Genomic DNA, 13,291 nt, shown 5'->3' with positions numbered 1-13,291 from the left:
ATCTGTATACCAACTGCCTCATTTTCAGATCGGAACTTTGCACTATTCAATTAAAAAAGCATAAAAAATGAAAAAAAGATTTTTGGGAAATAGCGGACTGGAAGTATCCGCATTAGGTTTAGGGTGTATGGGACTGACATTTGGTTATGGGCCTGCTACAGCGGAAGCTGATGCCGTCTCCCTGATCAGGAAAGCCTATGATCTGGGCATTACCTTTTTTGATACCGCCGAAGCCTATAGTCAGGGAGGAAATGAAGTTCTTCTGGGGAAAGCGGTACAATCTTTTAGAGACCAGGTGGTAATTGCCACGAAATTTGGTTTCAAAGACGGAGATGCATCCAAAGGACTGGACAGCCGTCCGGAACGTATACGTCAGGTGGCGGAAAATTCATTGAGGTATTTGAATACGGATTATATCGATCTTTTTTACCAACACAGAGTAGACCCGGATGTGCCCATCGAAGATGTCGCGGGAACCATCGGAGACTTGATCAAAGAAGGCAAGATCAGGTATTGGGGTTTATCAGAAGCCGGAATAGAAACCATCCGCAAAGCGCACGCTGTGCAACCGGTTGCCGCCTTACAAAGCGAATATTCATTATTCTACCGTGAACCCGAAACAGCGATCATCCCCACGCTCGAAGAGCTGGGAATTGGTTTTGTACCGTTCAGTCCATTGGGCAAAGGGTTTTTGACCGGAGCTATTGATGAAAACACAAAATTTGACCCAACGGATTTTAGAAATATTGTTCCAAAATTCTCGGAAGAAAACAGGAAAGCCAACCAGGGCCTGGTGGACCTGTTAAAGAGCATTGCCGCCGGTAAGAATACCACACCCGCACAGGTTGCATTATCATGGCTGCTTGCGCAAAAAAACTGGATTGTTCCCATTCCAGGCACAACAAAGGTGCGCCGGTTGCAGGAGAATGTAGGGGCTGCCGATATCCACCTAAGCAATAAAGAGTTGGCGGGTATCGGTGAAGCGCTGAAAGATATCGAAATTGTAGGGGCAAGGTATCCTGAACATTTACAAAAACGAGTAGGCAAATAAAACTGTACAGTAACCATTAATAATATGAAAAGGGAAACAGCAGATTATAAACAAATGGGCAAACAGCGATCTGGTATTTATTTATTGGTAATTCTTGTATTTGGCATTGCATCTTGTGTAGCAACGAAACCACATTCAAGTGGCAATTTGATCATTAAAGAGCAAGGGGCGTTTTCGGCAGGTGGTACGGTGGTTAAAAGTGAAGGTGAATTCGATGCCTTAAAGCCGTGGAATGTACAGCAGGGCGGGCAAACCCGGCATGGCGACCATGCTGATGTTTTTTACCAGATTCCTGAAAATGCAAAACGCTATTCAATGGTATTCTTACACGGCTATGGTCAATCCCGCCGCAGTTGGCAAACTACTGCCGATGGCAGAGAGGGCTTTGCTGATATTTTCTTACGAAAAGGATATGGAGTTTATCTTGTTGACCAGCCGGGCCGCGGCGATGCAGGACAAACCACAAAGCCAGGACAAATCACAGCAACGCCTGATGACCAAACCTGGTTTACGCAATTTCGTATCGGGTTGTATCCCAGTTTTAACGAAGGTGTACAATTTCCAAAAGACGAAAAATCGTTGGATCAGTTTTACCGGATGATGACGCCTAACACCGGCAATGTAAATGAGGGCACTATTGTTAACGCATTATCGGCTGTTTTTGATAGAACGGGTGATGGCATCTTGTTTACGCATTCCGCCGGCGGTTCTCCTGGTTGGAAAACGGCTATCCAAAACAGCCGTGTAAAGGCTATCGTAGCCATAGAGCCGGGCGGTTTCACGTTTCCTGAAGGCGAAGCACCCGAAGGGAATCGTGGTGGAAAAGGTGTGCCGCTTAACGAGTTTTTGAAATTAACCAAAATACCTATCGTGGTTTACTACGGCGACTATATACCCAAAGAAGAAACCAACGCGGCTTCGCTTAACTTTTGGCGTAATGTGCTGGCCACCGCAAGGCAATGGGCAAAAGTTGTAAACGCGCATGGCGGTGACGCTACCATTGTTCATTTGCCGGAAATAGGGATTAGGGGCAATACACATTTCATCATGTCAGATTTAAATAATGGGCAAATCGCCGATCAGTTATCCAAATGGTTACAACAAAAAGGACTGGATAAGTAATATTGGTAGTAATTCCAGGAATCCGTCTACCATAAAACTTCTTTGTCCTTTAGAACTTTGTATCATTAAATGACAGCAGAAATGAAACGGGTTAAATTATACGGGTTATTACTAAACATTTTTCTTTTAATGCTCACCTCCTGTTCAAGGGCGGAAGCCCCAGTATCTGAAAAAGAAAACCCCTTGCCTGAAAAAGGCGAATTACCGAAAGATAAAAAAGTGCTGATCGTTTACTCATCAAGAACAAAAAACACCAAAGCCGTAGCCGAAATAATTCATATGCAAACAGGCGGTGACCTGGTGGGGCTGGAATTAAAAACGCCATACCCGGCTGATTATAAAAAAACGGTAGACCAGGTAGCAAGGGAAAATGAAACGGGATCTTTGCCACCACTAAAAACTACTATTGACAGCATTGAAAAATACGATGTAGTTTTTGTCGGGTTTCCTAGCTGGGGTACGCAATTACCTCCACCCATGAAAAGCTTTTTAAACGAGTATGATCTGAGTGGTAAAACGGTGGTGCCTTTTAATACCAATGCAGGATATGGTGTTGGCAGCAGTTTTGAAACGGTAAAACAACTTTGCCCGAGGAGTAAAGTTCTGGAAGGCTTTTCTACCAAAGGCGGTATAGAAAAGGACGGAGTTTTATTTGTGATGCAAGGTGGCAAAGAAAAGCAGGTACAGATAGCGGTACAAAACTGGTTGAATAAAATAGGCTTTGTAAAATGATAAGTAATAAATGCATTAACGCTTCAAAAGGATAAATATAAAATGAAAAAATTAACATCAATAATCGCAATAGCAACCTCACTCGCTGCTACTGATATGGTAAATGCGCAATCTACAGAAAAGAGGTATCAACAAAACCCCTTTACATTGGTATATGAGGGGGCAATAACGAAGAATGAAAAAGGGAAAGTAAATATTCACCCTGTAACCTATAAGCTGAACGGGATCGATATAGCAGCGAATATTTATACGCCAGCCAACTACGATACTTCAAAGAAATATCCGGCAGTAGTGGTAGCACATCCTAACGGAGGTATAAAAGAACAAACTGCCGGGTTATATGCCCAGCGCCTGGCAGAAAACGGATATATCACTATTGCTGCGGATGCAGCGTACCAGGGCGCGAGTGGCGGAGAACCCCGCCATACTGATAAACCTCAATACCGGACTGAAGATATTCGCGGTATGGCTGACTTTATTGGCCAGTATGCAGGAGTTGATGCCAATCGTCTGGGCGCTTTGGGTATTTGTGGTGGTGGTGGTTATACACTGAAAGCTGCCCAATCGGATAAACGATTTAAAGCTGTAGCAACATTGAGTATGTTTAATTCCGGCGAGGTAAGACGCAACGGGTTTCAGAATTCGCAATTAGCTACCATACAGGAACGCGTAAAACAAGCTTCAGATGCGCGTGCGCAGGAGGCCGCCGGTGGTAAAATGCTGTATTCGGGCGTAGCGAGCATTACAGATGCCGAAATTGCCAAAACCCCGACCGATCTGTATCGGGAAGGATTTGAATACTATTACAGAACCCATGCACATCCCAATGCAACCTTTTTGTACACTACGAGCAGCTTAACGGACCTGATGAGCTGGGATGCTACCGATCAGATTGAATTAATCAACCAGCCCCTCTTAATGATGGCAGGAAGTAAGGCCGATACAAAATACATGACAGATGAAGCGTTTAAAAAAGCAACAAATGCAAAAAACAAAGAATTATTTCTGATTGATGGCGCTACTCATATACAAACCTATTGGAAGCCGGAATATGTAAATAAGGCAGTTAATAAACTGGTTGATTTTTTTGGCAGGAATCTATAAAATCATTTTCAGTATGAAAAAAGTAATGCTCGGCCTGTTTTTAGCTATTGCAGGTACACAATGGTCAGCCGCACAAAATTCCACCGCAGACCAGGAAATTATTAAGCTATCGAGGGAAAAGTGGCAATGGATGGCAGATAAAAATGTTGCCGTTCTGGACAGCCTTTTTGATGAGAGATCTATGTTTGTTCACATGGGCGGCTCCTGGGGAAAGCAGCGGGAACTTGAAACAATTAAAAGCGGCGGCATTTGGTATAAGAAAGCAGATATTCACGAGGTATCCGTGAAAGTAATTGATAATACGGCCATTCTTTTAAATAGAATAGACCTGTTGGCTGTTGTAGGTGGCAATGAAGTAACGAATCCGTTTATGGTCACCGAGGTTTATGTAAAACAGAACGGCAATTGGAAATTAGGTGTATTATCGTTTACCAGGCTATTGACTCCCGGCGGCAGATAAAGCCACTGAAAACCTTTTGTGGCATGAAAACATTTAAACTATTTATAGCACTGGCAATTGTATTAAGTATTGCTCCCTTTGCGTTAAATGCTCAAAGAGATCCGGAAAAAAGAGTAATCTTGACCCTCAGGGAGCAAAGCATTATCAGGATCGCTGCTGTTGCAGGAAAGGGTGACCTGTCAAAACTTAAAGCAGAGCTGAATACAGGATTGGAAGCGGGCTTGACGGTAAACCAGATCAAGGAAGTCCTTGTTCATTTATATGCCTATGCCGGGTTCCCGCGCAGCCTTCGCGGACTACAGACATTTATGGCCGTATTGGATGAACGTGAGGCTAAAGGTATTAATGATATTATGGGTGCGAAGCCATCGCCGATACGTAGTGAACTTAGCAAGTACGAACGGGGTAAGGCCATATTGGAAAAATTAACCGGTGTCCCGGAGAAGGATCAAAAAACCGGCTATGCTGCTTTTGCTCCCGAAATAGAGATCTTCCTCAAAGAACACCTGTTTGCTGATATTTTTGAACGTGATGTACTGACCTATGCCGAGCGGGAATGGGTAACAGTATCAGTGCTTAGCAGTATCGGAGGCGTAGAACCCATGTTGCGCTCACACTTGAATATCTGTCTGAATGTGGGAATAGCACCTGACCAGTTGCAGCAATTCACAGAAGTTATTAAGCAGGCGATTGGCAGAAAGGAAGCCAGGAATGCAAAGAAGGTGGTGAGTGAGGTGTTGAAGAATAAGAGTAAAAAATAAGTATTTAAACGGTAATAATGAAAAGAATAAATTTTAATGGACATTTCTTATTGGTGTTTTGCGTTGTTGCGGGTATACTATCGTGCAATGAAACCAAAGAAAAATCTCAGGAAAATACAAATGCGGATATCATTTTCCCAAAGGGTGAAAAGATCTCCAATAATAATTTTACCGGGACGGCCTGGTTAAAGACGCTGGTAAACGCGGATAGCGTCAACCAGGTGGCAGTGGGTAGTGTTACTTTTGAGCCCGGAGCCAGAACCAAATGGCATTCTCACCCCGCGGGTCAGATAATCCTGGCCCTGGACGGAGTCGGGTATTACCAGGAAAAGGGTCAGCCAAAGAAGGTGTTGCGAAAAGGGGATGTTATAAAATGTTCGCCTGATATTCCGCATTGGCATGGTGCCAGCGTTGATACCGCGTTTGTACAGGTAGCGATAACCGGCAGGGAAAAGGGGAAAACGGTCTGGCTGGAGGAAGTAATGGATAATGAATATCAAGCACGGTGATAAAAAATGAGCCTGTCAGCAATGTTAAATGAGCCGCAGAACAATGACGACCTGTGACAGAATGACTAATTTTGCGGTATTGATATTTACCGGGCTATGGAAAAAAAGCAGGCAGAAAAATTAAGAATGATCAATTATTCGGGCATATTCCTTTCTTGTTTTTCCGATTACAGCGAAAAATGTGTTTTGGGTTAGGCCTTAGCGCCGATGAGGCCGGTAGTACAAAAATATGGAACGGGATTTTCCCTGGCCCCGGAGTCTCAATGGCAAGCTAAATAAAATGGTACAAAAATACGACGTCCCCCAAATAAGCCGGTTTCGTCTGGTTTTTGATAGCAAGATTTGCTTCGATAACGACTTTTGTAATCCCTCTTAGATCTGCAATCGATTTAAGTTTAGCCCTCAATTGAACGTTGCTGTCTACCAAAACGGGCTCACCAAATCTAAGATGCTCTATCCCGTAGTTGATCTCCATTTTCAGGTTGCGAACGTCGGCTATTTGTTTCCATAGATAGGGTATTAATGATAATGTCAGATAACCATGGGCAATGGTAGCCTTAAATGGGCCTTCTTTTTCAGCCTTTTCTTTGTCTGTATGTATCCACTGATAATCTAACGTTGCAGCAGCAAATTTGTTAATCTGCTCCTGATCTATTGTATGCCAATTAGAAAATCCTAATTCCTTACCTAAATACGATTTAAACTCCTCAAAACTATTGATGACCAGCATATAGTTCGAAAATAAGACTTTTTTCCTTTAATGTGGGTTTTTACAGGAGGGCCATTGTCTTCAAGAACCAATATTGCGGCCTTTTTCATGCAGTTCGGTTCGTGCATATAATCTCTCCGTCCGTTTGTGGAATTTATTATTACTGGAACTTAACAACGAAGTAATGTCGGCGACGCAGATGGTTATTTTTTATTTGATCTGTTTCTGTGGCGCCCGCTTGGTTACCCGGCAACGCCCTCCGCAGGGGGTGAGTACCTAATATTTGGGAATCAGAGGTGTCAAAAAGACCTTAACTTGCACCTTTTAAATTATTGCGGGCACATGGAAACGGGTGCATTGGTTTGCCTGGAAACGAAATAGAATTGCGATATGGCAAGGGTAATGAAGCGTATGTTGCAGAACCCGGGAAAATACGACTTCTTTAACTGTTTTTCCTTCTAACCTTACTTTCTTAGCTTAATGACCTTTAATTCTTAACTCATGCTTTACAGACCTTTAACCTTTTGGCTTGTGGTGTCATTTTTTAGCATGACCTTTACCTATGGGCAGGACGGCCATACCTCTTTTAAGACCGCTTCAGTGGCTTTTGATCTGGCGTTTTCCGATCCGGATTCTGCCTTGTTGCTAGCCAGCACCGTGTTAAGCAGATCCGGCAATAATTCCCCTGCCACAGCCAATGCCTACAATGCGATTGGTTGGGCCTATATGCATAAAGGAAAGCTGGATTCCTCCTTGTTCTATCTTCATAAATCACTGCGGCTTTTTTCAAAACGCGGCAGTATGTACAATATAGCAAGGGTAAATATCAATATTTCGCAGGTATATGCCCGGCAAAGCAATTTTACACAAGGTTTAAAATACATCCTCCGGGCAGATTCGCTCAGCAATATTTTAAAGGATATGGGTTTGCAGACAGATTGTAAAAGACAGCTGGGGATTATTTATCGTGAATCCGGCGACACAAAAAAGGCGGAAAAATATTTTAAAGATGCAATGAAGGGTTACGAAACGCAGAAGAATTACACAAAATGTATTGATGTGGCCGTAAGCCTCTGCATTCTCTTCAAAAGTGAAGGACAGGTGGATAGCAGTCTGCAGATCATACAACGTGCTATTCAGCTGGCAGAAGCGCATAATGCATCACCTTATCATAAAGCGATGTTGCAGGAACATATCGGAGAGGCTTATCTCATGAAGAAAGCCTACCGGCAGGCGTTGCAGCATTTTACCAACGCTTATCGGAGTTTTGCTGAAATGAACAACCGTGGTGACATCGCTTACGAGGCACTATTCATGGGTAAAACCCTGACGCTTTTATCCCGGTATCAGGAAGCTGAAAAGTATTTGCTGGAAGCCTATGCATTAAGCGACTCGCTTAATATGCTGAATTTCCAGGTGGAAATTTCAGATGCCCTGACAGACATGCATGCTCAACGGGGACACTGGCAACAGGCTTTTACCTATTCACAACAAACGGCTGCACTGAACGATTCATTAAACCAGACTGCCCAAATAACAGCGGCCACCGAAATAAAGGAAAAATACGAAGCAGAAAAAAAAGAAGCACAGATACAACTCCTGCATATAAAGAATAATAGGATAAAATGGGGGTTTTTGGCATCCATACTGGGTTTGGCCCTTGCGGGATCAATAATATGGCTGTATCACTCCCGCAGCAGAATAAAAGAAGAAGAAATTCTTAATTATTTTGCTACCTCCTTGTATAATCAGAATACGGTGAATGATGTATTTTGGGATATTGCCAAAAACTGCATATCACGGTTAAACTTTGAGGATTGCGTAATTTACGGTTATGACGAACATCGGAAAATGTTGATTCAGAAAGCCGCATTCGGTCCCAAAAACCCTGACGGATATACGATTGCCAACAAGATCGAGATACCCCTTGGCAGCGGTATTGTGGGGTCGGTAGCCGCCTCACTGAGGCCTGAAATTATAGCCGACACTACTAAAGATCCGCGTTATATAACTGATGATCAGAAGCGGTTTTCAGAACTCACGGTGCCCATCATACTGGAGGGAAAGCTGTTAGGGGTGATCGATTCCGAACACAGCAAAAGAAACTTCTATACCAGGCGGCATTTGAAGCTGCTTCAGCGAATAGCAGATACCTGTACGAAGAAATTGACGAAATATTTTGTGGAAGACAGCATTCGAAAACAAATTGCCAGCGACCTGCATGATGATATTGGGTCTGAATTGTCGAGCATAGATATCAGCAGCCGTACTGCGCTGATAAAAAATTCGGATACCGGCTTTGTAGCGGCGCATTTGAAGGCGATCAGCGATCAGGCACACAAGACCATGGAAAACATGAATGATATTGTATGGTCGATAAACCCGGAAAATGACACGTTCGAAAGTATGTTAACCAGGATGAAAAGTTTTGCAACGGAGCTTTGCGAACCGTTGGACATAAATTTGCAATTTCGCAATGGCCTTTCAGAAAAAATGCCCCTGACATTTAACTCGATTCTTCGCAAGAATGTATTCCTTATTTTTAAGGAAGCGGTAAATAATGCGGCTAAGTATAGTTCCTGCACTACGCTTAGCATCGGATTTACCAGCCGCAATTCCGATAGTATTGTCATGAAGATAACCGATAATGGCAATGGGTTTGACCCGGCGATAGCTAAATTGGGGAATGGGCTCAGGAATATGCGAAACAGGGCGGCACAGGTAAACGCCGGTATTATTATCGATTCGGTAAAAGGTAAAGGTACTTCTATTGAACTGCAATTGAATCTTTGAACACACAAATTGGGGTATGTATTTGTCAATGGTTCTCTGAATTTTGCAATATATTTTTTATGATGAAGACAATATGGATATTTGAGGATAAGGATCTACTACGCAAAGGTCTGGAAGAGCTCCTGAACCTGTCGGATGAGTATGCCGTAACGGGTTCCTACCCTGATTGCCTTCAAATAACGGAGACAATGAAATCCGGATTGCCCGATGTGGTATTGATGGACATCGACATGCCCGGCAGGAACGGAATAGAAGCGGTAAAGCTGATAAGATCACAAAGTCTGAAACCGGCCATTATCATGCTCACCGTTTTTGACGACAACAAACATGTATTTGATGCGATCTGTGCCGGTGCTTCCGGATATTTGCTCAAAAAGAATATTTCAGCGAAATTGATTGCCGCCATAGAGGATGTATTGGAAGGCGGCGCACCGATGAGCCCGTCAATAGCCAAAATGGTGGTGCAGTCCATGCAGCGTACGGTCAATAACCCATATCAGTTCAATAAAAGTGAACAGGATCTCCTGTTACTGCTGTGCCAGGGCAATAGTTATAAAATGATAGCAGCTGCCACCGGGTTTAGTTTTGAGACCGTGCGCTCCTATATCAAAAAGATCTACGAGAAGCTTCAGGTACATTCCGCTACCGAAGCCGTATCCAAAGCGATCAATGAACGCCTGATTTAAGTGGCGTTTTTATATCGCTTTCCGTTTCTGTATTTAAACGATTTATAAAACCCACATTTTGGGGTTGTGCGGCTTTTTGCCGGCCCTCAACTTTACATCAGGTTAAAATGAAAAGATCGGAAGGGTCTTTAGTCAACCTCAATAGGGCAGTTCGGGCAATACGAAAGTTTTCCGTTGAAATTTAAAATTGAAGAATGATGTGTCTGCTTATCTGTAAAAATAAATGCTGCTTTCTTTCATCAGGTGTGCTGCTTATGTTATATATGGGTTGTATGCCGCCTGACGGCAGGATCGCCTCCGGTCATGATGAATATGCCTGGCTCCCCAATGCCTTATTATTTGAGCAAAAAAACAAAACCATTGCAGTGGGCATCAAACGGCATGGTGATGTATATTCTTATAGAGAAACGCACGGCTCATCTACCAAAGCGATGGAGAGCTCCTACTATATTGTAAATTATGATGTAGTAAACATGCACAGCATCACCGAAAAGAAATTAGATTTTATTGACGAAGAAGAAAGCAAACAGCCCCTGATAATAGGAAAGGACCGCAATAGAATATGGATATTCACGGATCAGCTTGCGGCCTATCATTCCTCCACATTAGAACAGGTGGCGAACCGAAAAGAAATAGAGCGAAAGAATCCTGCTCTGGCAACCGCTTTACTGAACGACGCAAAATATTACCGGTGGAATAGCGAAAACAAGACGATCCTTATTGCCACAGCCGACGGTACTACCTGGCAGTTAAACACCCAAAGTCTGGAGGCGCAGCCATACATTGTTGCCCGGGAAGAAAAAAAAGCGGCAGGGAAAAGAAATCTTAAAGACGACCTGTGGCGCAGCGGTTCGGAAAGAGCTTTTAAAAGCAGTCAGGATACGGCAGAAAATATTTTTTACGGGTTATACAGCACAGATGAGTTGCCCGTATATGCGGGTGCCTTCAGAAATGATGCGGCGGGTTCTTTGGACGCCGTCAGAAGTTTATGGTCGGCCTCATTTAATCAAAAAAGCACCAAACTATTTATTGACAAGGACCGCTTAAAACGGGTATCAGACCAAAAATTTCTCAATGCGTTTTTTTTGATCAACCGAAATACCTGCCGCGCATTCCACTGCACGAGCCCATCGGGGTTTATCATCGCCTATAAAACGGCTATCGGTAAAAACGGCGTGACAAATCTTGCCAGAATAACGAGGGATGGAGAAGAAGTTTGGAACATTGAGACCAAGCTAAAAGAAATAAAAGGGCTGGATTTTACCGATCAATACCTGCTTATCCAGTCTGCCGCCGATGAAAATAACCATCTCATCACTAAAATGTACAGTATCCGGTTAGCAGATGGTAAAATGTCGGTAGCTGGTTTGTAAATAATGCATTCAATTTTAAAACTATAAAACCCTATTGCAATGAAGTATTTAGTAATTCTTATGACAGCGTGTTTGCTGATTGGCAGTTGTAAAAAACAGCCATCCATACCACAACCGGCCCAGGTCGACGTATATGTAGCCGGGTATGAAAGAAATGAAAACGGCAAATTGGTGGCTACTGTATGGAAGAACGGAATGGCTCAATCGCTTACCGATGGTAATCATGACGCCATAGCTAAATCCGTGTTTGTTTCAGAAAACAATAATGTCTATGCAGCAGGCTATGAAAAAAATGCAGGCAACATTGAAGTTGCCACGGTATGGAAGAACGGTTCGTTGCTATACACACTTGGCGATGGCGCTGACTTTAGTATGGCTAACTCCATATGTATCTATAGCGGCAGTGTATACGTGGCGGGTGTTAAGCATAACGGGTCAAAGGACGTAGCAATGGTGTGGCGTGACAATGACCCCTGGGAGCTGACCAACGGCGATAACAATGCCTGGGCGCATTCCGTGTCTGTAACGGCGGGAGAAATGCGCGTAGGAGGTTATGAAAGCAACGGGACAAAAAATGTGGCTTCCTACTGGAAAAACGAAACGCCAGATGAGTTTGTAATTTGGGCTACCACCCCCAACAGCAGTATAAATAATACCCATCATCTTACCGGTGGCACCAGCGATGCCTTAGCTTCTTCCGCATTTATACAATGGAATACAGATCCTGCTGTAATGTATTATGCAGGTTCTGAAACAAACGCAAACAATAAAATGGTAGCCAAAGTATGGAAACCCGGCGGACCACAATCCCTTACTGATGGTACCAATGATGCCACTGTTACCGCTCTTTTTGTAACCGAAAGCGATCTGTATGCAACCGGTTACGAAATGACAGCGGACTTTAAATTTATGCCCAAACTATGGAAGAATGGCGATTTTACGAATCTCGCCAACGGCAGTAATAATGCCGCTGCTTATTCTTTAAAAGTATTGGGTGAGGATGTGTACATAGTGGGCACTGAGTTTACTGGTGGCGGAAACACAGCAGCCATACTATGGACGAACGGCCAGCCCGCCAGCCTTAGCACAATTGGTGCAGGTGCCTTGTCTGTGTTTGTGGCGGAAAAACCTTAATTGTAAACGATTGGCAAGAACGGGTTTCAACCCGTTTATACGCCAAAAGAGCAACAGAGCGCCATGGCGCCCGGGGCATAATGATCCGTGCCGAAGGCACTTATGAAATTACGGCTTCGTTAAAGTGCTAAAGCGCGGCTTTAACGACAACAACGCACCGGATGGCGCTTATAAGGAGGATCAAAATTTTATTTTTAAACAGCGGCTAAGAATGGTATACAGGCAAGTTTTCTCAGCGGGGGGAGTATTTACAGACGTCGGAAGAAAAGCCGGGTCTGATTTTTATCGAATGACGGGAGATGTAACATTACAGAAAATCGATTGGTTAATATTCATAAAAACGATGGTCATGAGAAATGGTCATGAAACCAAATGGACAAATAAAGAAAAATTTGATCCTATGCTTACCGCTATCCAGGCCGGTTATAAAGATGATGACACTTCCGATAAGCTCACCCGGGATCCTGAAAGGGCTAAATACAGGTTTTTTATTGAGGAAGTGTCAGCTATCCGGGAAGAGAAGCGCTACAGATGGGGCGTTTTTCCGGTATGTGCCATGGTGCTTGTTGTAGTTATGTTACTTTTATTCCTTTTTGTATTTACATGATCTCGATGAATTATTTTCCTGCTCTATGCGGCCCCGGAATAAAAAGGTTATTGGAATTTAGTTTTAATAAGGCAGGCCAAAAGTAGATCGGGGAAAGATCTGCATTGATAATCAATAGATGCTAACATAAATTTAGCATGATAAAAGAGATCTTTGCGTCGGTCCCGTTGAGGATCTTTATTTCAGGCTCATCTTTTTGGAACGGGTGGAAAAGGCCGCTTTAATGACTTCAGTACTTGCACCCGGATAA

The 13,291-nt window shown here is 43.4% G+C and carries 13 protein-coding genes; 12 read left to right on the top strand and 1 reads right to left on the bottom strand.

Going from position 1 to position 13,291, the window contains the following annotated elements; all coding sequences use genetic code 11:
* Positions 1-67 precede the first annotated feature (67 nt).
* The 7 genes from B160_RS0118015 (at position 68) to B160_RS0117985 (ending at position 5,739) form a co-directional block, all read left to right on the top strand.
* Positions 68-1,051, top strand: a complete 984-nt coding sequence (locus B160_RS0118015) for an aldo/keto reductase (protein ID WP_018629326.1) — start codon at positions 68-70, stop codon at positions 1,049-1,051.
* A 24-nt stretch (positions 1,052-1,075) separates the two neighbouring features.
* On the top strand, positions 1,076-2,173 hold the full coding sequence (locus B160_RS0118010) for an alpha/beta hydrolase (protein WP_018629325.1): 1,098 nt from the start codon (positions 1,076-1,078) through the stop codon (positions 2,171-2,173).
* Between the two features lie 81 nt (positions 2,174-2,254).
* Positions 2,255-2,905, top strand: a complete 651-nt coding sequence (locus B160_RS0118005; protein WP_018629324.1) for a flavodoxin — start codon at positions 2,255-2,257, stop codon at positions 2,903-2,905.
* A gap of 42 nt (positions 2,906-2,947) precedes the next feature.
* On the top strand, positions 2,948-4,009 hold the full coding sequence (locus B160_RS0118000; RefSeq protein WP_018629323.1) for an alpha/beta hydrolase: 1,062 nt from the start codon (positions 2,948-2,950) through the stop codon (positions 4,007-4,009).
* Positions 4,010-4,022: 13 nt separating this feature from the next.
* Entirely contained in the window at positions 4,023-4,469 is a 447-nt protein-coding gene (locus tag B160_RS0117995; RefSeq protein ID WP_026309846.1) for a nuclear transport factor 2 family protein, read from the top strand.
* Between the two features lie 23 nt (positions 4,470-4,492).
* A complete protein-coding gene (locus tag B160_RS0117990) occupies positions 4,493-5,230 on the top strand; it encodes a carboxymuconolactone decarboxylase family protein (protein WP_018629321.1) in 738 nt (245 codons plus the stop codon).
* Between the two features lie 17 nt (positions 5,231-5,247).
* Positions 5,248-5,739, top strand: coding sequence for a cupin domain-containing protein (locus tag B160_RS0117985; protein ID WP_018629320.1), 492 nt, complete (start codon positions 5,248-5,250; stop codon positions 5,737-5,739).
* 271 nt (positions 5,740-6,010) lie between these two features.
* On the opposite strand, the gene B160_RS0117975 is transcribed toward B160_RS0117985, so the two are convergent.
* Complete coding sequence (locus B160_RS0117975; protein ID WP_018629318.1) at positions 6,011-6,469, bottom strand: MaoC family dehydratase; 459 nt, start codon at positions 6,467-6,469, stop codon at positions 6,011-6,013.
* A 510-nt stretch (positions 6,470-6,979) separates the two neighbouring features.
* Between B160_RS0117975 and B160_RS30775 the strand changes: the two genes are divergently transcribed.
* The 5 genes from B160_RS30775 (at position 6,980) to B160_RS32135 (ending at position 13,041) form a co-directional block, all read left to right on the top strand.
* On the top strand, positions 6,980-9,241 hold the full coding sequence (locus B160_RS30775; RefSeq protein WP_169540096.1) for a GAF domain-containing protein: 2,262 nt from the start codon (positions 6,980-6,982) through the stop codon (positions 9,239-9,241).
* 59 nt (positions 9,242-9,300) lie between these two features.
* On the top strand, positions 9,301-9,927 hold the full coding sequence (locus tag B160_RS0117965) for a response regulator (RefSeq protein ID WP_026309845.1): 627 nt from the start codon (positions 9,301-9,303) through the stop codon (positions 9,925-9,927).
* 272 nt (positions 9,928-10,199) lie between these two features.
* On the top strand, positions 10,200-11,300 hold the full coding sequence (locus tag B160_RS0117960; RefSeq protein WP_040680063.1) for a PA2928 family protein: 1,101 nt from the start codon (positions 10,200-10,202) through the stop codon (positions 11,298-11,300).
* Positions 11,301-11,339: 39 nt separating this feature from the next.
* Entirely contained in the window at positions 11,340-12,434 is a 1,095-nt protein-coding gene (locus tag B160_RS0117955; protein WP_157558126.1) for a hypothetical protein, read from the top strand.
* A gap of 124 nt (positions 12,435-12,558) precedes the next feature.
* Positions 12,559-13,041, top strand: a complete 483-nt coding sequence (locus tag B160_RS32135; protein WP_018629313.1) for a hypothetical protein — start codon at positions 12,559-12,561, stop codon at positions 13,039-13,041.
* The last annotated feature ends 250 nt before the right edge of the window (positions 13,042-13,291 follow it).

Origin of the sequence: Niabella aurantiaca DSM 17617 (genome assembly GCF_000374125.1) — a bacterium.
Lineage (GTDB): Bacteria > Bacteroidota > Bacteroidia > Chitinophagales > Chitinophagaceae > Niabella > Niabella aurantiaca.
The sequence above is the reverse complement of the archived record's forward strand: the minus strand, read 5'-3'. Positions and strand labels throughout refer to the sequence as shown.